We start from the raw sequence: 21,864 nt of genomic DNA on the forward strand, positions 1-21,864 counted from the left end.
GCGTCATCATGCAGAAAGATTCCAGACACCCCATTGACTGGGTCAGAGTTGCCTTGAAGCTGGCAGAAGAAAAATCCGAATGGTTTTTAAGGTGGGCTGCTGTTGCTATTCAGTCGCTCAACCGGCTGCGTAACATCGCCAGAGCCGCATTACCGGTCAGGGCATTCTGTTCCTTACTGGCTTTCTCGCCGAATCCTGTATATTCCAGGTCTTCCTGCGGCAGTTCGTCGAGGAAACGACTGGGTGTGGTATCAATGATTTCACCGTACTGCTTTCGCTGCCCTGCCAGCGTCATGGTCAAAGTCTTTCTGGCCCGGGTGATGCCAACGTAAGTCAGTCGTCGTTCTTCTTCAATATTGTCTTCTTCAATGCTGGTACGGTGGGGCAGAAGGTCCTCTTCCATACCCATCATGAATACATAGGGGTACTCAAGCCCCTTGGAAGCATGAAGCGTTAACAGTTGTACCTTGTCGTTATCTTCTTCCTCTTCCTGCCGTTCCATCATATCTCTGAGAATCAATCGGGCGATGGCATCTTCAACCGTAGCATCTTCGTCGCCTCTTTCGAGAGTCTGTTGCAGTGAGTCAATCAGGAACCAGACATTGCCCATGCGTTTCTCTGCACCTGCAGGCGTTGCTGTGGTCTGCATCAGCCAGTTTTCATAGTCGCAGTCGTTAATCATTTCACGGATGGCGGCAATGGGGTCTTCATCGGTTTGGCAGCGGCGGGATACCGAATCCAGCCACTGGGTAAAGTTGCGTAGCTTCTCGACATACTTGGGCGACAGGTCTTCCTGAAGACCCATTTCCTGCGAAGCAGCGTACAAACTCAGGTTGTGAGTACCGGCGTAATTGCCCAGTTTTTCCAACGTAGCAGGGCCTATCTCCCGACGGGGGATGTTGACAACACGCAGGAAGGCGTTGTCATCATCCTGATTCACCAGCAGTCGGAGATAAGCCATCATGTCTTTGACTTCAGCGCGGGCGAAGAATGAAGTGCCGCCATTGATGTGGTAAGGAATTTGATGATGCTGAAGCTTCATTTCCAGCAAGCGAGACTGGAAGTTGCCTCGATACAGCACCGCGTAATCTTTCCAGTGGGTACCGTTTTTTAGTTTCTGGGTCAGTATTTCGGTAGCAATGCGTTCACATTCCATCTCGTCATTACGGCATCGAATAACCCGAATAGTCTCCCCCATGCCCAGTTCACTCCACAGCGTTTTTTCAAACACGTGGGGATTATTGGCAATCAGGGTATTGGCCGCTTTCAGGATACGGCTGGTGGAGCGGTAATTCTGCTCGAGCTTGATAACTCTTAACGAAGGATAATCGTCCTTGAGCAGTGCCAGGTTTTCAGGACGGGCACCACGCCAGGCGTAAATGGACTGATCATCGTCACCTACCACGGTGAGTTTGCCCCGGTCTCCTACCAGTCGACTGATCAACTCATACTGAGCACCATTGGTATCCTGATATTCGTCGACCAGCACATAGTGGGTTTTGTTCTGCCAGCGCTCCAGAACTTCCGGATGCTCACGGAACAACATGACTGGTTGCAGAATCAAATCATCAAAATCGACCGCATTAAAGGCTTTTAACGTGCGGTTATAGTGTTCATAAACCCGGGCAGCGAGTTGCTCGTTGGGCTGACGGGCATTGGCCATGGCCTGTGGGGGCAGAATCAGGTCATTCTTCCAGTTGGAGATCATGTGCTGGACGGCATCAACGCTCTCTTCGTCTGATCCCATTTCCCGCTGCATCAATTCGCCTATCAGAGCGTGGGCATCCTGGGCATCAAAAATGGAAAAGCCCGGCTTGTAACCCAGCGTCTTGCATTCCTTGCGGATCAGGTTGAGCCCGAGATTGTGAAAGGTTGAAACCGTCAAACCATAGGAGGCCCTGCCCTTGACCAGTTTGCCGACACGCTCTTTCATTTCCCGTGCGGCCTTGTTGGTGAAGGTCACGGCAATGATATTGCGGGCATTGATACCACATTCCTGAATCAGGTAAGCAATTTTGGTGGTGATTACACTGGTTTTGCCACTGCCCGCACCGGCCAGAACCAGCAAAGGGGTATCAATGTATTTGACGGCTTCGGCCTGTCGGTCGTTGAGTCTGTGCACGTGTTGCTTCGATGTCTTGAGCTGAGAGGGCTATTATATCACCAATTTCAAGCGCGCAGTCCCCTGAAAATTTTTCTAAATTCTGTTCAATGCAGTGTTGATTTTGTTTGCAACGTCTTCAACTTTCTGAAGCTGACTCTCTATTTCAGCAGCGAGTGGCAATGCCAATAGCACAGGACTTACTGATGAAACGTACTCTAGTGGATGTTGTAAAGTGGAGTGAAGATTTAATAGCGTTTCAGCCTGATCAAACTCAGGATAGCTTTCTATTAAAAATTTCATTTGTTGTAAAACTTCTGTCAAATAGGACACTGCTGAAGATAATGCGGCATTTGCTTCTGGATTCTTTTTTGAGTAACGACACACTCTGAATTCATCACCTCCCGAAGCCACTAAAGGGCCATACACTAAAAGCTCAGGTGTTTTTAATTTATTTTTAGTTTCTTCTATTTTTTCATTAGCTATCTTCATGTTTTTCTTGATTTCTTCAAGATCTTGTTCAACGCTGGCAGGACATATGTTTGAAATTAAAATCAAGAAAGGCACCAACAAAAGTCTAACGATCATCAAGACTCCATAATTAAATTTTTCAAAGAGTTCGTGTCATTTATAGACATGAATTTTTCGCATGTCTAACTCTCTGTACAACAGGAATCCGCAGGTTGTTGGATAACCGGCCAGAAATCTGACCGGATTTGGAGGATTTCAAGGGTGCTTCAGGAGCGCTTCCATTTCTGGGTTCTGTTCAATAGCAATTTACCCAACGTCATATGAGCTATCTTGATGCAGGCAGCTGTGACCAGAATCAATGGCTTCGGCTTTTTCTTCACTGAGTTCAGAGGGTTCCTGCACTCTGGGCAGAGACTCTGAAAATGACTTGCGCCCTGTTTTCTTTTTGCGTGGTTTTGGAGGCTCTTGCTCTGGCTGACCTTCAGCTTCATCTTGCTCTCCGGTGCAGCCTTCCAGCTCCACCTCATCGAAAATGTCGACCTGTTACACCACTGGGTAGGGTGATGGAGAGTGGTGTTATCCGAGAAGCCGAACCAGGTTCCGGTTGGGGTGCTACCTGAGCAAAGCCAGAGTTGTTCGGGGTCGGTTTTACGCTGGGGGTTGTGTCGAGTTTACGCATCCAGTATCCGAATTTGGATACCCTTATACCATGCTGCTGGCACCACGCACTCTGAGTCAAACCTGAATCCCGCCATGACTGAACACGCTCTAGCAGCCTGTCGGACTTAAGCGTCCGTAGCGAGGATTGCAAGAAATTGAGGATAAAAATCTCTGTTTCTGAGGAGAATAGCGAGCTATTTGACGAAGAAACAGAGATTTTTAGACTAATTTATTGCAACCGCAGTAGGACAGTCTTAAGTCCGACAGGCTGCTAGCCATTCACTGTCTGCGGGTAATTTCTTTGACATATTGGCCTCCTTATATCGGGAGGCTAATCATTTCAAACGGGTTTTTGATTCTGAAGGGCGTGGATTTATTTGGCGTTTACTCTTGAAGACCAGGCCACATAGGGTTTAGAAGGTTCGTAATATTTACCTTTTATCCAACCATGGAATACCTTGTACTTATCGGGCAGCTGGTATTTCATTTCCTCATAACTTTTGAACAACTTCAGAAAAAGTTCCAGCTCCTCCGACTTGTAAGTGCGCAAAAGATGGGCCAGTGATCTTCCATTTTCAACGGATTCAGCGATGTGCTCTGGTAATGGTTTGTCAGGATGGACAGACAGATGCTCAGGAAAGTAATCCAGTGTCGCTTGATCATCCAAATATTGCAGTGCCTGATAGAGATGTCCCGTTTCCAGCCCTCTCTCGGATTGAACCAGTATCCTGGACAACTTGGACGCTGCAAGACTGAGTTCATTTGCCGATACCCTGAAGTCTACTTTGGTCTTTTTTCCAATACGACTTAGTTCATCCCCTGACAATCCCATGGTAAGACCAATCAAATACCAGTTGTGGCTCAATGGCAAACACCTCAAAAAATCCAGCGTCAGCGGTTTCGAACCGGTCATCTCCGGTTCTGTGCCATCATTCTGCAAATCCTGCCAAAAGAGCGGTTTGACGATGGGAGGCTTTTCAGGACTGGAGGCACAAAACCAAGGGTAACGTTTTCTTTTTTCAGCGATCAACGCCTCTAATTTCTCACAACAGTTACTAGACCTGGCAGCTTCCGACGAAGCATACGCAACCTGTTCTGAAGTGAGTTGGGGCAGACAACGGAATGCTGCATGCAGTAATTTTGTTATATAGTGATAGCCCTGTTCTTTTTTACAAATTCTATAGAGAATTTTCTGGATGATGTGCAGCGGTAACCCAAGTGCACGACCGAAGGATTCAGGATCCATTCCTATGGTTCCAAGATCATAGGCATAATGGTGAATCTGATTTCTCAAACTCAAACTCAAACCGTGTTGTTCAGAAAGATCAAAACGAGCTGGAAACCCTTTCAGGGATTCAATTAGCTGGTGTGCGGTACTGATGGCCATAATTTCAGGATTGCTCAATATTTTTACCAGCTCATTTACGGTCATTCGCCCCTCTTTGGTATCCAGAATTTTTTTCAGCAGCAGGGGGGTTGATAGACACTTGTCAGCAATAATAGAACGTTGTCGTAAATCCTTATCCTTCATCAGTTCCGGGTATCCAGCCGAATACGCCACGGTTGCGGTCGGGACAGAGCGAAGGTAATAATCGCCAATGAAGATTTTGTGTAACTTGAAAAAATCCAGTTCATGATTCAGTGCAGCATGGGTATCAACAGCCTGGACACAGGCAGGCCATTCACTGCAGAACTGTTTTTGATCAACGGCAATACCAAAGGTGTCACAGTACCGTGCAACCAGATCGGGCCTTGAGATACCGCCCAGCATGGTCAGCAATTTACCATGGGGGATGGTCAGTTTTTCCTCGGTTAACCTGTCTCCATGTCGCTGCGAATACCAGGATAAATAATCAAATTTTTCTGTTGAGTGATCGAGTTTGTGTTGTATATTTTTTTTATTGATTTCCGCTATCGGTAAGCCCAGATATATAGCAAACAGAAGCTGATGGCAGGGTGTTAGTTCCTGCTTGATTTGCGGCGGCAACTGCGACCAGGAAACAAGATCATCAAGTCCTGATGATCGATCGGCTTGCTGATTATAGGTATTAGCGCTGCCGTTGGTATTGATGGTCACCAAACGGCGGTCATTGGCTTTGTCACCTTGAAGATGGGAGCTTGCCTGTTGTAAAAGATCAATTCCTTGATGACTCAAAAATTCACCCTGGTAATCTTCAGTAACAACCCTCCCTGAAGCATAACCTGTTGGTGCGCTCTGCGGCTGTTCTGTTGAGGCCGGTTTTGAAAACCCAACAGCGGGGGGAGTATTTATGTTGTTCATATTAAGTTCCTTTCATTAAGTTAGTTTTTATCCTTGTTTGTGAGGATGTTGGTTTGAAGATCATCCAACATTGATCCACTTTGTTAACTCAGAGTTGCCTTCATGATAAAAGTTCATAACATTGATGTAAGCGCAACTAACAAGAAGACAGGACGTTGATGCTTTGCTTAAAAATGTTGATTTCTGCCAGCATTTTTAAGCTTTGATATTTTTTTGATCTCAATGGTTGAATTTTATGATTCCCACTGAAGCTTGACCTCCCTTCTGAAAGGCTCTCTGAAACGCCTTAACAGGAAACAGAGGGCGTTAAGCCGCAAAACAAAGGGAAGCAACCGCAATGCGAAAGCCAAGCGAACGGTTGCCAAACTGCATTACCGGATAAGTAACCAGCGATCAGCCGTAATACATGAGGTAAGTGATTATCTGAGTTCAAGATTAAAAATGGCTGTATCGTTGTCTGTTTTAAAGTTGACATTAGAGGACTTCTGTTACCATTCTAGTTACAGGATTAATATAACAATGATATAAATTCAAGTGGTTTTTGAGCCTATGAAATTTCGTTTTATTTTCAGTGTGCTGTCACTGCTGTCAGTCTCTTTAACTGCTCAGGGTACTTTTTCTATTGTTGCCGTTGACCCTGTTACCAGAGAAGTTGGGGCTGCCGGGGCAACCTGTTCTCCTCTAAGCGCCTTCCAGCGTACGGAAACCGATTTTTTATCACGACTGCATCCGGGCAAAGGTGTCATCGTCAGCCAGGCTTTTTACCACGAAGTCAATCAGCAAAATGCCAGCAAAAAGATGGATGAGGGTATGAGTCCCGAGCAAATCATTCGCTGGCTAAAGGCTAATGATGTGAATCAACTCCCATCCATCCGGCAGTACGGTATTGTCGATTTTGATGCTGCCAATCATCCACGGTCTGCTGCTTTTATGGGAGACAATATCTTGAGCGCAAAAGGATATCGTACGGGAAGCTATTATGTGATTCAGGGAAATACTCTATTGAATGAAGCGGTATTGGATACTATGGAAAATAATTTTAACAGTACCCAGGGCAGTCTGGCTGATAAACTCATGGCCGCCATGCAGGGGGCTAATTTTGCTGGTGCAGATCGCCGCTGTTCTTCTAAAGGTGTTTCCTCATTACTCTCTTTTTTGGTGGTTGCCCGACCTGATGACACCGAAGAGAACTACTACGTCGATTTGGGCGTAGCGTCTGTTCCCGCAGGTGTCGATCCGATCAATGAGCTTCAGGCTCAGTTTGACAAATGGAAAGCATCTATTTCCGGGAAGCAGGTGCATCAAGACCTTTGATATCCTCCCCGTCGTAAAAATATTCTGCTTCCCATGCTTCATCGTGGGAACGAGTCAATCACGTTCCCACAGACCAGCGAGTTTTAAGTGCTTCAGGAGCGCTTCCATTTCTGGGTTCTGTTCAATAGCAATTTACCCAACGTCATATGAGCTATCTTGACGCAGGCTGCGGTTGCCAGAATCAAAACCGCCATGGCTGCGGCCGGGCCTGTTTGTCCGGCATCTTCCATATTCATTACAGAAACGGAAGCCAGCATAGTATCCGTGGAGTAAAGGAAAACGACAGCCGACGTGGTGGTCAGGGCGTTGACGAAAAGGTAGATCGCTATATCCAGCAAAGCAGGCGTGCAGACCGGCAGGGATACTTTCAGGAAAGCTTTATACTGTGGAATCTTGAGTGATGCGGCTACCTGTTCGATCTCGGCGGGTAACTTCTTCAGAGCGGTCAATGCCGTCAGGTGCCCGACAGTGAAATAGTGGGCCACGGTGTTGATAACCAGAATAGCCATGGTTCCATAGAGTATACCCAGCGGATTACCGGCCTGATTAAAGAAGAAGATATAACCCAGACCCAGCACCATACCGGGTACTGCCATCGGCAACATGGCCATAATGTGGATAAAGTGCCTTAGTATGGGGGGTAACTTACTTTTTTCCACATTGTAAGCGGTAATGAAAATAATCAGGGTTCCGGCAATAGCCGTATAGAACGCCATTTCCAGAGAGTTGAAATAGGGTTCCCAGCCATTGGCACTGAACCTTTCAAACTGATAGTTGTTCCAGGATAGCTCCATATTCCAGGGCCAGAAAGTGACCAATGAGCCATAAATCGCCATGCCCACCACGGCCAAAATGGCCAGAGAGACCAGGCTACAGAGCAGGAAGAAAATGCTGTCCTTCACGGGGTTTCGCTCGGGCTGGAAATTGACTGAGCGAGCGCCAAACAATTCCTTCTGTTTTTTCTGCACTCTGTGATCAATCACAAAAGCCAATAGAGCGGGTATCAGCAAAAGCACACTGATGACAGCGCCCATGGCAAAGTTCTGCTGACCGGCGACCTGTTTATAGATGTCGGTAGCCAGTACGTTATATTGGCCACCAATCACTTTCGGGACACCAAAGTCGGTTACGACCAGGGTGAATACGACAGTGACCGTGCTGATCAAACCAAACTTGGCAGCTGGAAGCGTGACTGTTGTAAACGTTCTGAATGGAGAGGTACCCATGGAGCGAGCTGCTTCATAGAGTCTGGCGTCGGATGTTGAAAGCGCCGTGGTAAGAATTAGCAGTGCATGGGGAAAGGTCCAGAAAGCCAGACCCATAACAATACCGGGCAGACCATAAATAGAGTGACCAAACAGCAGGTCTACAGCCACCCCCTGATTACCAAACAGATAAATCATACTGATGGCAGGCAATAGGGAAGGTGCCAGTATGGGTAACATGCCCATTACTTTGAAGAGCGGTTTCAAAGGCATCTGGGTTCGTGTCAGTCCGTAAGCAAACAAGAATGACAAGCTAACGACTATTGTCGTAACAGTAACACCGACTTTCAGCGTGTTGCCAATGGAATGACTCAGGGCCGGGTTGCCAAGATACTCAGCAAAGTAACTCAGGCCAAGAAACGCCCCATTGCTGTCCTGAACGCTTCTTGCCAGCATGGCAAGGAGTGGCAGAAGCAGTGAAATGATCAGATAGAGAGCAACCGCTCCGATGACCAGCCCAAGAATCCATTGATCCCTGCTGATGGCTGGCAGCAGAGGCTTCCGGCCCAGTGCTGGAGAGTTTGCATCCGCTGGGGTGTGTGTAGATAGACTCATATTTAAAGCGGGCTCATCATGCTGCAGGGAAGACATGGATATGTTTTTCACTCAGGGACAACCGATTCTGGCTCCCCGGTTCCAGCTTAAGGCCAGCCAGCTGGTGGACAGGTACATCGACTTTAATCAGTCGCTCACTGCTCCAGCCAACAGGGCTGCACTCTGCACGAACAAAGGAGCCCTGAAACTCCAGACTTTCAACACTGACTGGCAAAGCAGACTGACCTTCACTGAAGCTCAGGTCTTCCGGACGAATCCCCAGAATCACTTTTCTCGTTGTTGACTCAGTCACTGGCAGAGAGAGTGGCTGGTTGGCCAGTACGACCTGATTCTTTTTGTTGGTATCACCTTCCAGAAAGTTCATGGCGCCAACAAATTCAGCAACGAAGCGAGAGGCTGGCTGTTTGTAAATTTCTTCCGGTGTGCCTATCTGTTCTATGTTTCCGTGATTCATCACCACGATGCGATCAGCCATAGCCATGGCTTCTTCCTGGTCATGGGTCACCATAATGGTGGTAATGCCCAGTTTTCTTTGCAGCTTACAGATCGTTTCCCGCAACTTGATTCTGACTTTGGCATCCAGGGCCGAGAGGGGTTCATCGAGCAACAACAACCCCGGAGAGAGTGCCAGAGCCCTTGCCAGTGCTACACGCTGTTGTTGACCGCCAGAAAGCTGAGAGGGAAATTTGGGGCCGGAATCCTGCAGGCCGATAATATCCAGCCATTGGTTCACGCTGCCCTCAACTTCACGTTTGGATTGACCCTGGTTTTTCAAACCAAAACCGATATTTTCTGAAACACTCAGGTTGGGGAACAGGGCATAGGATTGAAAGACAATGCCGAAGTCTCTTTGTTCAGGTGGGAGTGCTGTTATGTTGGTGCCATCCTGCCAGATCTCTCCCTGTTTACAGGCTTCCAATCCGGCAATCATTCTCAACAGCGTCGTCTTTCCGCAACCCGAGGGGCCGAGAAAACAGATGAATTCACCCTTATTAACGGACAGGGAAATCTCTTTGAGAGCGGTGAAATCGCCGAAGCGTTTCCCCAGGTTTTCGATGGTGAGAAAGGGTTTCATAGCGTTAACTTCCTAAAGCTCCAAACCTGAAAAAGCCGTTTATTCCCTTTGGGGAATAAACGGCGCTTTCTGCATAACTAGTAAGGCATCAAGACTTAGGTTCAGACATATGATCGAAACGTTTGGACCATTCAGCGAGTACAGCTTCACGCTCACTGGCCATTTCTCCAAAGTCCAGGTCCACCATAGCGCTTTCTACATCTGGATAGTTGGGTACTTCTTTACTGACGTCTTTGTGACCGACAACGGGGTACGCCTCTACATAATGCTCATTAGCTTTCTGGCTGAGAGACCAGTCGACCAGCTTTTTCGCAGCTGCAGCCTGATCGGTACCTGCAACCAGACCTACTGACTCCACATCCCAGCCAACGCCACCCTTGGGAAGAATCAGGTCCAGCGGTGCACCCTGACTTTTCAATTGGGCGCCACGAACCGCCATGGAAATACCAATAGCCACTTCACCCATGGCAGCCTGAACACAGGGCTTGGAACCTGAGTGAGTGTATTGGGACATGTTGTTGTTCAGCTTATCCATATAGGCCCAGCCTTTGTCTTCACCCATGCTCTGCAGCCAGGCGGAAACCTGCATATAGCCAGTGCCGGAAGAGGCTGGGTTAGGCATGGCAATCTGGCCCTGATAGACCGGATTCAGCAGGTCTTGCCAGGATTGAGGCTTGGGCAGTTTTTTGGCTGCGGCTACCGCTTCGTTGTAACAAATGACATTAAAGTAAGCCTGGTTGCCAAACCATGCTTTGGCGGCCTCAGGATCAACCAACTGAGACTTGATTTGATTCAGACCTCTGGGCTTGTAGGTATCCAGTACGCCTTTATCTTTCAACAGTGCCATGCTGGAACCGGCCAGGCCCCATACGACGTCTGCCCTGCTATTATCTTTTTCTGCCAGCAGTTTAGCGGTCATGATACCGGTAGAGTCCCGTACCCATTTGATGCTGATATCGGGATTATCCTGCTCAAAGGCTTTCTTGTAGCGATTCAGAATGTCGGTCTCAAAAGCAGTATAAACCGTCAATTCCACAGGAGATGCAGCGAAAGATGAAGCGCTGAAAATTGAAGTTGTTGCCAGGGTCAGGGCTGTCAGGTGTTTTTTCATGGAGCTCTCTCCAGTCGGATAATCATTTTGTTCTGGCCAAGACCAGAAGGGATATCGCGATTCTACGAGAGAGAAATGACTAAAATATTACAGATCTTTTTCGACTCTGTGACAGTTTCCTGCAACATGGCCAATTCCTGGTCGTCGGAGGCTGTGCAATCAGGCGGCGGTTCGGCAGAGTGCCCAGAACCAGGGCGGGGTCTTTGGCACCATTATTACGGTGGCGGGGATTGGGGCTGCTGCGCTGTTTTAATCGCCGGGCAGCCAGTCGTCATCTGTGATCTGTTCAAAGGTCCATGGGCATTGGCCGGGAAAGCTTTTTTTGCTCAGCTTCTGGCTTTCACTGCGAGCGTAATTGTTCATCTGCTTAACTGCTTGCCGACAAGCATCGGAATATGCACCCGCCAATAACTCCACGATCATGGGCTGTAAATGAGGGTGTTTTGAAATTTGCTTTTCAATCGCTGCTCTGGAATTGTAGATACTTGGCATCCACGTCTGGACAACCTTATCCTCTACCCACAAATCTTTCAGAATCCGTTTCTGATAATCGTATTTGAGAAGATGTAAAACCAATACCGATAAATGAGACTCAAGAGTATCTCTGGTACTGCCCATTTCGTACTCCATCGCCTCCAACAGATTGTCAATGTCGAGTTTGTGAAATTGTCGCTGAGCCAGCAGCTCCCGCTGCTGGCTCAGCCATGAGGTGTAGTCGGTTTTGTATAAATCAGTCATCGTCAGCCTCCGGCAGCCAGCCATCTTCCATGATTTCGTCATAGGTCCATGGGCACTCAGACGGGAAAGCGTCGGGTCTGCACTGCATCTCGTTGGCAGCAAGCTTTCGGGCGTACTGATAGGCTTTTGGCAAAATCTCGTCCAGTTTACTATTGAGAGCGGGATTTTCTTCAAGCTCATGCTCAATGGCAATACGTTGTTTACTGATACTGGTTGACCAGCTTCGGAACCATTGATCCATCTCATGCAAATCATTTTTTTTACGCTGCATCAGCCATTTAAGCGAGTGCATGAGTAATTGAGACAAACGGCTCTGTACTGAACGATAACGGGCTCTACCCATGTCCTCAACTTCCTCGACCAGGTTGTCCATATCAAGTTCATCGAAACGGCCTTGCCTGATAAGCTCGGCTTGTCGATAGGACCATGTGTAGAAATCAGTGTCATACAAGTTTTCCATAAATCACCTCCATTGCCCTACCACTGTAGGCAAATAACATAGGGGAATCAAAATGAATTGCTAAAGCACAGATGCTTTTGCCGGGGGCTTTGCCCGTGTTTTGGGCTGGTCAATTTGGTCATTGATGCCAGGGAGAACCGTCATGATCGCAAAGAAATGATGGGTTTGCTGAAAGATTTATCGAATGAGCGTAAAACCCCGTACTTTAATAGGGTGTCGCAAAACTCTGTCGCAAAACTCTGGTTCCCACGCACCAGCACGGGAACGAGTTTTTAGAGTTGTGCGACACTCTCTTTACGTCAAGGAGGATGTCAAAGGATGTTTTCGATATTCTTTTCTGCAATGCCGGGAGCCAGGGTCATGCCCTTGCCGCCGATGGCCGTGAGAAAGTGAATTTTGTTGTCTATGTCGTCCTGGTAGTAGTGATCGGTTTTACTCTGGCAATAATAACCTGCCCAATATTCCGCGATATCCCAGCAAGGAAGCTCAACAATGTTTCTGGCTTCTGTCAGCATCCGTTCATTGATGGATTGATTCATTGTGAAGGAGAGTTTCTCTGCCTCGCGGGCATCGGCGTACTCGTGTGAGTCGCCAATGATGATGGACCCGTCAAGCTCCTTTTTGAACAGAATATGTATCCCGTACTTATCCAGCTCTGAGTCTTTTTCTCCGGCACTCCAGGAAGGCAAGTTGCGAAAGCTCTCATAGCGTCTGATAGTCCTGCCCGAAAGCAAATTGCCATTGAGACTGACGCTCTTCAGTGGTTTGGTACGCATCATTTGGAGCTTGACCAGCTCAATATCACTGTTGAGAAAGCGTGATGGAAACAGGGTTTTGAAATCATGCCCGTTACAGACTATCGCTTTTGAAGCCCGGTATTGCTCACCAGCTGAATCCATACTGATGACTTCATCCTGCCCGGTTTCCATGCTGATGATTTGGGTGTTGGGTCGGTATTCAACGGTGTATTCCTGCTGAATAAACTCAATGATGCGGTAAATCAGTTGCAGGGGGTTAACACTGAATTCCTCCGGGAAGTACAAGGCACCTTTTGCATAACTTTTCTTGACGGCAGGATTGGCACGTATAACCTCGTCAATACTTAGCAGTGATGAAGGGTAGCCCGTTTGCTGATTTCGTTGGTGTAGCTCTTGCAACATGGCCAACTCCTGGTCATCGGAGGCTATATACCAGCTGCCATTTCTTCGGGCTGAAATATCAAACTGATCTTGCAGGGTCTGATAAATGCTCAGAGAGTCCAGGGCGGTCGGCAGCAGGTCTGCTGTCATGCCGGATGGAACAACCATGCCAAAGTTTCTGACGGTGGCCTGTACCGGTTGACTGTCTTTTTCAACCAGCAGTACCTTATACCCCCGCTTCGCAGCAGCGAAGGCGTGAAAAGTGCCAAGAATACCTGCACCGACAACCATTAAATCGTATTTCAAAGGTGTCTCCCTGTGTTCAAATGTGCTTAAGGATATCGGCCAGGTTGTCGAGCACCAGCGTTGGAGCGGCTGTTGCCAGTTGCTCCCGGGTCTGGGCGCCTGTAGTCACGCCAACCGTGATACCGCAGTGGGCGTTTTTTCCTTCCTCGATGTCAATGGCTGAATCTCCGGCTTTAAGTACCTGTGAACTGTCGTTAATGCCGGTTTTCTCCATGGCCAGCTCAATCATGTCCGGTGCTGGTCTGCCGTTTATTACATCATCCGCAGTGATCAGGGTGTCGAATTCGACCCCGGGCAGCCAGTTCATCTTTTTCAACAGGCCTGTTGCTACCTGGTGGCTATAGCCGGTGTTGAGTGCGACTTTGATGCCTTTTGCCCGCAGCTCTTTCAAAAGTTCGGGGACGCCGTCAAAAGAGGTGACTGCAAGCTCTTCATAGGCCTGTGTCAGTTGTTTTTTAAAGGACTGGAAGATTTGTTCCGAGTCCGAGTGGTCAAAGCCTTTGGACGACAGGGTATCTTTTATGGCCTGATGCTTCTCTTTGCCTGCGCCATGCTCAAGGACTTCGTCCAGAGTGAAATCGTAGCCTGCGTCAACAAGACTCTTCTGAACGGTTTTGTAAACGACGTTGTCTTCATTGACCGTAGTACCAGCCATATCAAAAACCGCGAGTTGAATTTTGTTCATTGTGACCTCTTCTCATTTTTCAGATTCGGAAATTAAAGGGTTTGGACGTTCAGTAAGAAAATGGCTCATACCATTGGCACCGGCAGGTATTAATGACTCTCAAGTCATGGGGCTCACAGTGGTGTCAGCGGCTATAACCACCGCATCCTGCCGCCAATACTCAAAGTCACAGTCAATCAAGACATTCGATTGATCGTAGTTTGTTCGCTCAACCAGCAAACCGGAACTGCCCGTGGTGACCTTGAGGTGTAAAGAAGCCTCGGCATTCAGGCCTACCGGGTACAACCTGAAACTGACCCGGGCATACTGACGGTTATAATGCTCCTGATAGATATCGGAGAGTGATCGAGACAGATCATGCTTGAGCAGATCCGGGAAGTAGGCAGGGTTCATGTAATTTTCAACGTAGAGGACATTTCGCCCATCCACTGAACGAAGGCGTTGCAGCCGATACACCGGGGTCAGAGCTGGAATCTGAAGTAGCTTTTGAACCCCGGGCGGTGCTGGTACCTGTTCAGCATGGATCATTCGGGTACCGGGTACTCTGCCCTGGCGGGTAACGATGGTATGAAAGTTAGCATTCACCGTCGGGTCATAGGTCACTCTTTGCGGAGAAACAAACCAGCCTCTGCGATCTTCGCGATAGACCAGTCCGTCGGCTTCCAGTGATGACAATGACTCTCTGAGAGTAATGCGGGTGGTACCGAATTTTTCACTCAGCAATCGCTCCGAGGGTAGCTTGCTTCCCGGTTTTAATGCCCCGCTTTCTATCTGCTCGTTCAGGGCCGTGCGAATGATTTGATACTGATTTTTTCCCTGTCCCATAAATACTATTCTCTAAGGGTCAATGGATTTTCAACTGGTATAGACCATACTAAACGGCTTTTATGACAATTAAATGATCGCTTTTATGACAATTAACTATTTGCTTGACTGACGTTGGGGGAGCTCTTTTAGCTGTTGTTTCCAGACTGGTATGAATGTGAAATTTTTATGAAGAGTGGTCGCTGGGTATTTACAGAAAAAAGTGTCTCCATCATGATTTTGTACCAATTGGTATATACCAGACGATTGAAATTTCTGTTTCTACAGGTGTCTCATTAAAGTCATGTCTACAAAAGAAGTGCCCACTGTGAAAGAAAAGAGCCTGGAAAATCCTTATCTTCTGTTGACTCCGGGACCCCTCTCAACCTCTGCCAGTGTCCGCGAAGCGATGCTGCGTGACTGGTGTACCTGGGACGATGATTACAACCTTGGCGTGGTTGAGGAGATCCGCAGTCAGCTGATTAAACTGGCCTCGGATACTGATGACTACACCGCCGTTCTCATGCAGGGTAGTGGTACTGCTTCGGTAGAAGCAACCATCGGGTCGGTTATCTCTGATGAAGGGAAATTACTGGTCATTAACAATGGGGCTTACGGTGCCCGTATTGCCCAGATTGCCGAGTATCTGAATATTCCCCACAGTGTTCTGAATTGTGGTGAGATTAATCCGCCGACGCCGGGGGAAATTGATCAGGTACTCTCTGAAGATAAAGCCATCACTCATGTCGCCATTGTTCATTGTGAAACCACAACAGGCATGCTGAACCCTGTTGAAGCAGTCGCACAGGTGGTGAAGAAACACGACTGTATTCTGATTGTTGATGCCATGAGCAGCTTCGGCGGTGTGCCGATTGACCTTGCCGGGCTGGGTATTGATTTTCTGATCAGCTCTGCCAACAAGTGTATTCAGGGCGTACCCGGTTTTGGCTTTGTTATAGCTCGTCGTACTCTTTTGTCCCAATGCAAAGGCCTGGCCCGCTCTCTGTCTCTGGACCTCTATGATCAGTGGCAATGCATGGAAAAGAATCACGGTAAGTGGCGTTTTACTTCCCCCACCCACACCGTAAGGGCTTTCCATCAAGCCCTGGCAGAGTTGATTGAAGAGGGGGGCATTGCTGCCCGTCACAAGCGCTACGCCAGCAATCAGCGTTTGCTCGTCCAGGGTATGACTGAGCTGGGCTTCCGGTGCCTGTTAGACACTGAACTGCACTCTCCGTTTATAACTTCATTTTACTCCCCCGAGCACCCCGATTATGAATTCCTCCGCTTTTATGAGCAGCTGAAAGTGAAAGGTTTCGTCATTTATCCCGGTAAAGTCTCTGATGCTGACTGTTTCAGAATTGGCAATATCGGGGAAGTGTATCCGGAAGACATCAGCCGATTGATTAAAGCCGTTTCCGAAAGCATGTACTGGCAGGAACAGTAATACTGTCAGGGTGTGAACCTGAAAGTAAGCGCTGACTGATAGATGATCTGCCTGAGCCGCTGAGCTGATAGCCAGAGATTGAAAAAACAGCTTCATAACAAAGAGAGGTTATCGGTTAACCTGGTTCACGATCCAGCTTTCTGTAATGCACCGCTTCAGCAAGATGCTTCTGTTGAATGTCTTTGTCCTCATCAATATCCGCCAGAGTTCGGGCCACTCTCAGTATTCGGTGTACGGCTCTGGCTGAGTAACCCAGTTTGTCACACAGCCGGGTCATAAAATCCTGTTCTTGCTTATTCAGTGAACAGTATTCATCCATCTCGCTGGCAGACAATCGGGCGTTGGGTTTCCCCTGCCTGTGCTGCTGGATAGACCTTGCCTGAATCACCTGTTGACGTATTTTTTCAGTTGACAGGTTTTCATCTTCGGGCGGGTTTTCAAAAAGTCGCTCCGTTTTCTGACTGGAAACCTCTATCTGTAAATCAATGCGATCCAGTAAAGGACCTGACAGTTTTCGTTTATAACGTCTGACCTGCTCGGCAGAACACTGGCAGGCTTTCTGTGGGTCTCCAAGATATCCGCAGGGGCAGGGGTTCATGGCGGCAATCAACTGAAAGCCGGCAGGGAAGCTGGCCTGACCTTTGGCTCGGGAAATAACCACTTCCCGGGTTTCCAGGGGCTCTCTCAGTACCTCCAGGGCTACCTTTTGAAACTCCGGCAGTTCATCCAGGAACAGGACACCATTATGCGCAAAGGAAATCTCTCCTGGTCGGGGCTGGCTGCCTCCACCCACCAGGGCGACGGCTGAAGCGGTATGATGGGGGTTGCGAAAGGGTCGCTGTTTCCATGAAGGGGGCTGGCTGTAGGAAGACAAAGTATGTATGGCGGCCACTTCCAGAGCTTCATGGTCATTCATCTCGGGAAGAATTCCGGGCAGGCGACTGGCCAGCATGGTTTTGCCGGTTCCCGGGGGACCGTAGAAAATCAGATGGTGAGCACCAGCGGCTGCCGTCATCAGGCCTCGTTTAGCCTGTTGTTGCCCCTTGACATCCAGCAGGTCGGGATAATCGACAGGGGATTCATTCCTGTTACAGGTGGCTTCTGTAAGATGTTGATTACCGGTGAGATGAGCGCAGACTCCCAGCAGGTTTTCTGCTCCCAACACTCTGGCATCAGGGCAAAGGGCTGCCGCCTGTGCATTCATTTGGGGAAGCAGCAGTGTGTGAGCCGATTGGCTGCAGGCTATGGATGCTGGCAGTGAGCCGGTGATCGGTCTCAGCGCGCCTGACAGGGCCAGTTCACCAAGAAACTCGTAACCTGCCAGAGACTCAGGTTTGAGCTGGCCCGATGCCGCCAGAATACCCAGAGCGATAGGCAGGTCAAAGCGACCGCCTTCTTTGGGAAGATCAGCGGGTGCCAGATTAACGGTAATACGGGAAACCGGAAACTCAAAGCCACTGTTGAGGATGGCACTTCTTACCCTGTCTTTGCTTTCACGAACAGCAGCTTCCGGAAGACCGACCATATTCAGGGCTGGCAGACCTGCCGACAAATGGACTTCAACCGATACCGCAGGCGCATCCAGCCCGGTTTTGGCGCGGGTTTGAACAACAGCTAGCCGCGACATATACACTCCCTTCTTTTTGTGCTTGTTTTTGTTGTTTTGGCACACCGGAATGGAATGCCTTTGCAAAGCTGAAGGGTTGAGAATAGCAGTGATTCAGAGATTTGCTGGCAGAATTGCCCGGCCAGCAGGCTGGCCGGTGCAGAGGTCAGTTAATGATTTTCCAGGAACCGTCTTCCTGCAGGCAAGCCTGACCCCAGGCATCCTCAGTTTGACCACCTACTGTAATGGACTGTTGAAATTCACGGCAAACCAGACCGCTGGAGGCACTTTTGCCTTCTTTGGTAGTAACAACATAGCCGGAGGCATCGCCTTCATCCCAGATGATTTTTTCACCGACAGGCGCTGTAGTGGCTTTGATCTGTGCTTCTTCGTGAGCACGCTGCGCCGCTTCATTGATGTTGTCGAGAATTTTCAGCGTGATGGCCGTAAACGCCAGCCATTTGTAGGCATCGTTGTCATCGTGGTAATGGCCATAGCCGTAGTATGAGTTACCATAGTTTCTTACCACGACAATATTGTTTCTGATCACCCTTTTTCTAGGGGCTACAACGACCAGGTTGTTCTTAATGACCTTTGGGCCATCCCAGCCATTATGACGGTGGTCTTGACGATCATCTCTTCTGTCTTCTCTGTTATCCTGGCGGTCGTCTCGACGCTCTTCACGATTATCCTGACGATCGTCATGACGTTCTTCGCGATTGTCCTGACGGTCGTCTCGACGCTCTTCACGATTATCCTGACGGTCGTCACGGCGCTCTTCACGGATTTCATCCCGATCATTATTGCCCGGGCTTGCATGGACCATTGTTGAGACCGGTGAAAAAGTGGTGAGTAAAACTAAAAACGTAAACAGTCGTTTTATCATATGGGTTCTCTCCAGAGAGGTCTGAAGCTCAATGGCTCCAGACCCGGAAGCTTAGTCGTTCAGCTGCCACTTCTCGGTTGTCTGTTATCAGGCAGACTTACCCATCAGCAGAACACTGGCCTGAACGCGTCCGGTTCCTTCGGTGTCGTAATAGAATCTTACTTTTTCAATGGCCCTTGCTTTGCCGGGCAGGTCAATGACGCGGGAGCTACCGCCTTTTCTGACTTTGCTGCGGATGGCTACTTCACGGCTCTGACCGTTCTCGTAGTGAACAATCACTTTGTCGAAATCCACGTCTGCACCTTTGACCTTGAACTGCAGACGCTTGAAAGCACCGTCTCTCAGACCAACACGGATGGTGTCTACTTCTGCACGACGACTGACTTTCTTTTCGCCCAGAAGCTCCCAGCCAGCCGCAGATGCAGTCTGTGCAAAGCCAGACATCACCATGGTCATCAGCAGAGTAAACATTGAAAGTGCGCGTTTCATAGTGATTGTTCTCCTGAAATTTTCACTATTTGTCCTTGAGGCCATCCTGTCTTTGTAGGGATATGGCCATTGCTACCAAATGGAGTTGAGGCAGTCATCTTAATTTGTAGAGCAATGCTATAGCGAAGAAAGTAGTATCTCTATAGGGATAACTACCGAGGGGGATAATTTTGATTTCGAGTTAACTTATTGATTTAAATTATTTTTTTATACAATGAAAAGTGTCAGTGACGAGTAAAATCTGGCAGTGCGTGGGGCAGCCGTTCTCAGGGCAAGAACGGCCAATGACATCAGCAGCAACCGTCGGACGATCCAGCTTTTTCCAATTCGGCCACTTTCTTTTCGAGGGCTTCCAGTCTTTCACGGGTATGCTTCAGAACCGCGACCTGGGCATCAAACTCGTCACGGGTGACCAGTTCAAATTTGGCCAGAGCACTGCTCACCATTGCCTTGATGTTGTGCTCAATATCTTCCCGGGTCTGGCTTTTCTGCCCACCCAGAACCTGTCCTGCTTTGCCGGCAATACTACCGATAAGGGAGGCTTTATCGATCATCGATTATTCCTGCAATTGCTATGATTTAAAACCGGCAGTGATGATACCACAAGCAGCTATTTCGCCGTGCCTGCTTTTATGTGCTAAATTTCTTATGCCAACGATTCAAATCAAACCTGTATCTGCCCTTGGCTGGTTCTCTCTGTTCGCAAGTCTTATCGTCTCAAACAGCATCAACGCTGCAGATAACTGAGACGACGCCTATACCACGCCAACCGAGGATTTCTCGGTGCACGCAATCAACAATGGTTATAGCTTGTCCGATGCACGACGGGTGCATAATGAGTGGAGCTTGAGCAAATGCTGGGTACAGAAACGTGGGGACCAGGGCCTACCGCTGTTGTACTCAAAATGGACCAGGGCTCGACTTATGGCGTGCTTGCCAATCGTATTTGGGATCTGGCCGCTGAAGATAAGGGTTATGATTTTAATGCTTCTTCTATGTCATAGGCAGGTGATGAACCGTTGCACTAAATAAGTTCACGATTCGAGTGCAACACATGATAACTGAGCTTTGTTGTTGATGCATAAAGTTTAAATAGGTGAGCGAAAATGCTTTTTTTTCATTGTGCGGGTTTTGCTGACTGGTTATTTCCAGAGTCTGGCGCAGTGCCTGCCTATAATCCGCCAGACTCAGTTGCTGGAAGTAGACCATCAGCAGTGCGTAGGACTGTTTTAGCGACGGCCCTTGTTTTAGCAGCCGGTACGGCGTCAGCCTACAATTGTTACAAATCCGACGTTGCTGAATACTTCGGTATTTCCGTTCACAACAACAGCGATCTGGAGCTGCACCTGGATCTCGGTGATCCGAAGCATGGCACTGTGGATCATGAGCGCAACGTCTATATCACACCGCATACCAGGAAGGACACATCTGTGTGCAGCGATGGGCTGTTTACGGGAGTTGAAACCTATATACGTCTATACGATCCCGACTATAGCTATCTGGCAGATTGGTACGTAAAGCAGCCCTACCTTGGCCAAAACACCATCAAATACCATCGCTATACCTACAGCGGGCTCAAGTGTCATACCATCTATTACTATCAGTGGACATACTACAACGATCAAGGAGAACTGCGATGGAATCGCAGCGTAGCTGAGTCTGAACCGCACATGCTCTTCACCCACAGACAGACTATTAATGTAGAGGTAACCTGCGATGGATGAGACTTTTTTATCAACCATTAGCTACAGTTGTCGTTAATGTGCTGTGATTTAAGGCTGGCGATCATGATGCCACTGGCAGCTGATGATCGGTTGCACTAAAAAAGCGCACGATATGAGTGCAAAGTGCATAATAGATGGGCTTTGTTGGTGCATAAACTTTGATGAGCCAACGGGAATGGTCCTTGTTCGCTCTGCAGGCCCTGTCGACAGGTTATTTCAGAATTTGGCACATTGCCTGCATATAAGCCACCAAACTCAGTTGGAAATTAGATCAGCTGAATACTTAGGGCTGGGAGCGCGGATCACAATAACAATGTCCGGATTTTCCCTGTTGGCCAACAGGATTCACTCAGGAGAGCTTTTATGAAGTTGGTATCAGCCATCATTAAGCCATTCAAACTGGACGACGTGCGAGAGGCTTTGTCCGAGATTGGTGTTCAGGGTATCACTGTCACCGAAGTTAAGGGGTTCGGTCGACAGAAAGGACATACTGAGCTTTATCGTGGAGCTGAATATGTGGTTGATTTTCTGCCCAAGGTTAAGCTGGAGGTCGGCATTGCAGATGACTTGCTGGATCAGGTGATCGAAGCCATTTCTTCAGCTGCCAACACAGGAAAGATTGGTGACGGGAAGATCTTCGTTACCAATCTGGAGCAGGCGATTCGGATCAGAACTAACGAAACTGGCGAAGACGCTATTTGATGTTCAGAGCAGCGAGAGACCATAGTCAGGGAGTTCATGGTTCTC

The 21,864-nt window shown here is 48.4% G+C and carries 23 protein-coding genes; 6 read left to right on the forward strand and 17 right to left on the reverse strand.

The window, feature by feature from the left end:
* Positions 1-109: 109 nt before the first annotated feature.
* From rep to ACOMG9_RS02325, 5 genes are all read right to left on the reverse strand, one after another.
* Positions 110-2,122, reverse strand: coding sequence for a DNA helicase Rep (gene rep / locus ACOMG9_RS02305; RefSeq protein WP_448215600.1), 2,013 nt, complete (start codon positions 2,120-2,122; stop codon positions 110-112).
* A 75-nt stretch (positions 2,123-2,197) separates the two neighbouring features.
* Positions 2,198-2,689 carry a hypothetical protein gene (locus ACOMG9_RS02310; RefSeq protein ID WP_448215601.1) on the reverse strand — a complete coding sequence of 164 codons (492 nt, stop codon included), beginning with the start codon at positions 2,687-2,689 and terminating at the stop codon, positions 2,198-2,200.
* Positions 2,690-2,878: 189 nt separating this feature from the next.
* Positions 2,879-3,094 carry an IS66 family transposase gene (locus ACOMG9_RS02315; protein WP_487247186.1) on the reverse strand — a complete coding sequence of 72 codons (216 nt, stop codon included), beginning with the start codon at positions 3,092-3,094 and terminating at the stop codon, positions 2,879-2,881.
* A gap of 1 nt (position 3,095) precedes the next feature.
* Positions 3,096-3,383 (reverse strand): IS66 family insertion sequence element accessory protein TnpA, encoded by a 288-nt coding sequence (tnpA, locus tag ACOMG9_RS02320; RefSeq protein ID WP_448215602.1) that lies wholly within the window; start codon positions 3,381-3,383, stop codon positions 3,096-3,098.
* Between the two features lie 222 nt (positions 3,384-3,605).
* Complete coding sequence (locus ACOMG9_RS02325) at positions 3,606-5,513, reverse strand: hypothetical protein (RefSeq protein ID WP_448215603.1); 1,908 nt, start codon at positions 5,511-5,513, stop codon at positions 3,606-3,608.
* 252 nt (positions 5,514-5,765) lie between these two features.
* On the opposite strand from ACOMG9_RS02325, the gene ACOMG9_RS02330 reads away from it, so the two are divergent.
* Together ACOMG9_RS02330 and ACOMG9_RS02335 are read left to right on the forward strand one after the other, a co-directional pair.
* Complete coding sequence (locus tag ACOMG9_RS02330; RefSeq protein WP_448215604.1) at positions 5,766-6,041, forward strand: transposase; 276 nt, start codon at positions 5,766-5,768, stop codon at positions 6,039-6,041.
* Positions 6,042-6,062: 21 nt separating this feature from the next.
* Positions 6,063-6,827: a DUF1028 domain-containing protein gene (locus tag ACOMG9_RS02335; RefSeq protein WP_448215605.1), complete on the forward strand. Its 765-nt coding sequence runs from the start codon at positions 6,063-6,065 to the stop codon at positions 6,825-6,827.
* 92 nt (positions 6,828-6,919) lie between these two features.
* Here ACOMG9_RS02335 and ACOMG9_RS02340 read toward each other — a convergent pair whose 3' ends face one another.
* From ACOMG9_RS02340 to phnR, 8 genes are all read right to left on the reverse strand, one after another.
* Positions 6,920-8,647 carry a putative 2-aminoethylphosphonate ABC transporter permease subunit gene (locus ACOMG9_RS02340; RefSeq protein WP_448215606.1) on the reverse strand — a complete coding sequence of 576 codons (1,728 nt, stop codon included), beginning with the start codon at positions 8,645-8,647 and terminating at the stop codon, positions 6,920-6,922.
* 16 nt (positions 8,648-8,663) lie between these two features.
* Positions 8,664-9,722, reverse strand: a complete 1,059-nt coding sequence (locus ACOMG9_RS02345; protein WP_422413190.1) for a putative 2-aminoethylphosphonate ABC transporter ATP-binding protein — start codon at positions 9,720-9,722, stop codon at positions 8,664-8,666.
* A gap of 88 nt (positions 9,723-9,810) precedes the next feature.
* A complete protein-coding gene (locus ACOMG9_RS02350; protein WP_448215607.1) occupies positions 9,811-10,833 on the reverse strand; it encodes a putative 2-aminoethylphosphonate ABC transporter substrate-binding protein in 1,023 nt (340 codons plus the stop codon).
* A gap of 249 nt (positions 10,834-11,082) precedes the next feature.
* Complete coding sequence (locus tag ACOMG9_RS02355; RefSeq protein WP_448215608.1) at positions 11,083-11,571, reverse strand: DUF29 domain-containing protein; 489 nt, start codon at positions 11,569-11,571, stop codon at positions 11,083-11,085.
* Positions 11,564-12,031 (reverse strand): DUF29 domain-containing protein, encoded by a 468-nt coding sequence (locus ACOMG9_RS02360; protein WP_448215609.1) that lies wholly within the window; start codon positions 12,029-12,031, stop codon positions 11,564-11,566. Before ACOMG9_RS02360 ends, ACOMG9_RS02355 begins: the two co-directional genes overlap by 8 nt.
* Before the next feature lie 311 nt (positions 12,032-12,342).
* Positions 12,343-13,476: a TIGR03364 family FAD-dependent oxidoreductase gene (locus ACOMG9_RS02365; protein WP_448215610.1), complete on the reverse strand. Its 1,134-nt coding sequence runs from the start codon at positions 13,474-13,476 to the stop codon at positions 12,343-12,345.
* Positions 13,477-13,492: 16 nt separating this feature from the next.
* On the reverse strand, positions 13,493-14,161 hold the full coding sequence (locus ACOMG9_RS02370) for a phosphonatase-like hydrolase (RefSeq protein ID WP_448215611.1): 669 nt from the start codon (positions 14,159-14,161) through the stop codon (positions 13,493-13,495).
* Between the two features lie 99 nt (positions 14,162-14,260).
* Complete coding sequence (gene phnR / locus ACOMG9_RS02375; RefSeq protein ID WP_448215612.1) at positions 14,261-14,986, reverse strand: phosphonate utilization transcriptional regulator PhnR; 726 nt, start codon at positions 14,984-14,986, stop codon at positions 14,261-14,263.
* 283 nt (positions 14,987-15,269) lie between these two features.
* Here phnR and phnW point away from each other — a divergent pair, with 283 nt between their 5' ends.
* On the forward strand, positions 15,270-16,412 hold the full coding sequence (phnW, locus tag ACOMG9_RS02380; protein WP_448215613.1) for a 2-aminoethylphosphonate--pyruvate transaminase: 1,143 nt from the start codon (positions 15,270-15,272) through the stop codon (positions 16,410-16,412).
* A 115-nt stretch (positions 16,413-16,527) separates the two neighbouring features.
* On the opposite strand, the gene ACOMG9_RS02385 is transcribed toward phnW, so the two are convergent.
* From ACOMG9_RS02385 to ACOMG9_RS02400, 4 genes are all read right to left on the reverse strand, one after another.
* Positions 16,528-18,039 carry a YifB family Mg chelatase-like AAA ATPase gene (locus ACOMG9_RS02385; protein WP_422139798.1) on the reverse strand — a complete coding sequence of 504 codons (1,512 nt, stop codon included), beginning with the start codon at positions 18,037-18,039 and terminating at the stop codon, positions 16,528-16,530.
* A gap of 145 nt (positions 18,040-18,184) precedes the next feature.
* Positions 18,185-18,844, reverse strand: coding sequence for an RT0821/Lpp0805 family surface protein (locus tag ACOMG9_RS02390; RefSeq protein WP_494529705.1), 660 nt, complete (start codon positions 18,842-18,844; stop codon positions 18,185-18,187).
* A 147-nt stretch (positions 18,845-18,991) separates the two neighbouring features.
* Positions 18,992-19,393, reverse strand: coding sequence for a DUF2541 family protein (locus ACOMG9_RS02395; protein ID WP_422136735.1), 402 nt, complete (start codon positions 19,391-19,393; stop codon positions 18,992-18,994).
* 290 nt (positions 19,394-19,683) lie between these two features.
* Entirely contained in the window at positions 19,684-19,947 is a 264-nt protein-coding gene (locus ACOMG9_RS02400; protein WP_422136736.1) for an accessory factor UbiK family protein, read from the reverse strand.
* 285 nt (positions 19,948-20,232) lie between these two features.
* On the opposite strand from ACOMG9_RS02400, the gene ACOMG9_RS02405 reads away from it, so the two are divergent.
* The 3 genes from ACOMG9_RS02405 (at position 20,233) to glnK (ending at position 21,819) form a co-directional block, all read left to right on the forward strand.
* The gene (locus ACOMG9_RS02405) at positions 20,233-20,397 is read left to right on the forward strand and encodes a hypothetical protein (protein ID WP_494529706.1); all 165 of its coding nucleotides are present in this window, start codon (positions 20,233-20,235) and stop codon (positions 20,395-20,397) included.
* A 102-nt stretch (positions 20,398-20,499) separates the two neighbouring features.
* Positions 20,500-21,117, forward strand: a complete 618-nt coding sequence (locus tag ACOMG9_RS02410; protein WP_448215614.1) for a hypothetical protein — start codon at positions 20,500-20,502, stop codon at positions 21,115-21,117.
* 363 nt (positions 21,118-21,480) lie between these two features.
* Positions 21,481-21,819: a P-II family nitrogen regulator gene (glnK, locus tag ACOMG9_RS02415; protein WP_317143605.1), complete on the forward strand. Its 339-nt coding sequence runs from the start codon at positions 21,481-21,483 to the stop codon at positions 21,817-21,819.
* Positions 21,820-21,864 lie beyond the last annotated feature (45 nt).

Source organism: Endozoicomonas sp. PH6C (assembly GCF_059322965.1).

Bases quoted from the DNA above. Each gene is read 5' to 3' on its own strand.
- ACOMG9_RS02310 (WP_448215601.1), bottom strand. From the start codon at position 2,689: ATGATCGTTAGACTTTTGTTGGTGCCTTTCTTGATTTTAATTTCAAAC.
- ACOMG9_RS02325 (WP_448215603.1), bottom strand. From the start codon at position 5,513: ATGAACAACATAAATACTCCCCCCGCTGTTGGGTTTTCAAAACCGGCC.
- ACOMG9_RS02335 (WP_448215605.1), top strand. From the start codon at position 6,063: ATGAAATTTCGTTTTATTTTCAGTGTGCTGTCACTGCTGTCAGTCTCT.
- ACOMG9_RS02340 (WP_448215606.1), bottom strand. From the start codon at position 8,647: ATGAGTCTATCTACACACACCCCAGCGGATGCAAACTCTCCAGCACTG.
- ACOMG9_RS02345 (WP_422413190.1), bottom strand. From the start codon at position 9,722: ATGAAACCCTTTCTCACCATCGAAAACCTGGGGAAACGCTTCGGCGAT.
- ACOMG9_RS02350 (WP_448215607.1), bottom strand. From the start codon at position 10,833: ATGAAAAAACACCTGACAGCCCTGACCCTGGCAACAACTTCAATTTTC.
- ACOMG9_RS02355 (WP_448215608.1), bottom strand. From the start codon at position 11,571: ATGACTGATTTATACAAAACCGACTACACCTCATGGCTGAGCCAGCAG.
- ACOMG9_RS02360 (WP_448215609.1), bottom strand. From the start codon at position 12,031: ATGGAAAACTTGTATGACACTGATTTCTACACATGGTCCTATCGACAA.
- ACOMG9_RS02370 (WP_448215611.1), bottom strand. From the start codon at position 14,161: ATGAACAAAATTCAACTCGCGGTTTTTGATATGGCTGGTACTACGGTC.
- phnR (WP_448215612.1), bottom strand. From the start codon at position 14,986: ATGGGACAGGGAAAAAATCAGTATCAAATCATTCGCACGGCCCTGAAC.
- phnW (WP_448215613.1), top strand. From the start codon at position 15,270: ATGTCTACAAAAGAAGTGCCCACTGTGAAAGAAAAGAGCCTGGAAAAT.
- ACOMG9_RS02385 (WP_422139798.1), bottom strand. From the start codon at position 18,039: ATGTCGCGGCTAGCTGTTGTTCAAACCCGCGCCAAAACCGGGCTGGAT.
- ACOMG9_RS02390 (WP_494529705.1), bottom strand. From the start codon at position 18,844: ATGGTCCATGCAAGCCCGGGCAATAATGATCGGGATGAAATCCGTGAA.
- ACOMG9_RS02395 (WP_422136735.1), bottom strand. From the start codon at position 19,393: ATGAAACGCGCACTTTCAATGTTTACTCTGCTGATGACCATGGTGATG.
- ACOMG9_RS02400 (WP_422136736.1), bottom strand. From the start codon at position 19,947: ATGATCGATAAAGCCTCCCTTATCGGTAGTATTGCCGGCAAAGCAGGA.
- ACOMG9_RS02410 (WP_448215614.1), top strand. From the start codon at position 20,500: ATGCTTTTTTTTCATTGTGCGGGTTTTGCTGACTGGTTATTTCCAGAG.
- glnK (WP_317143605.1), top strand. From the start codon at position 21,481: ATGAAGTTGGTATCAGCCATCATTAAGCCATTCAAACTGGACGACGTG.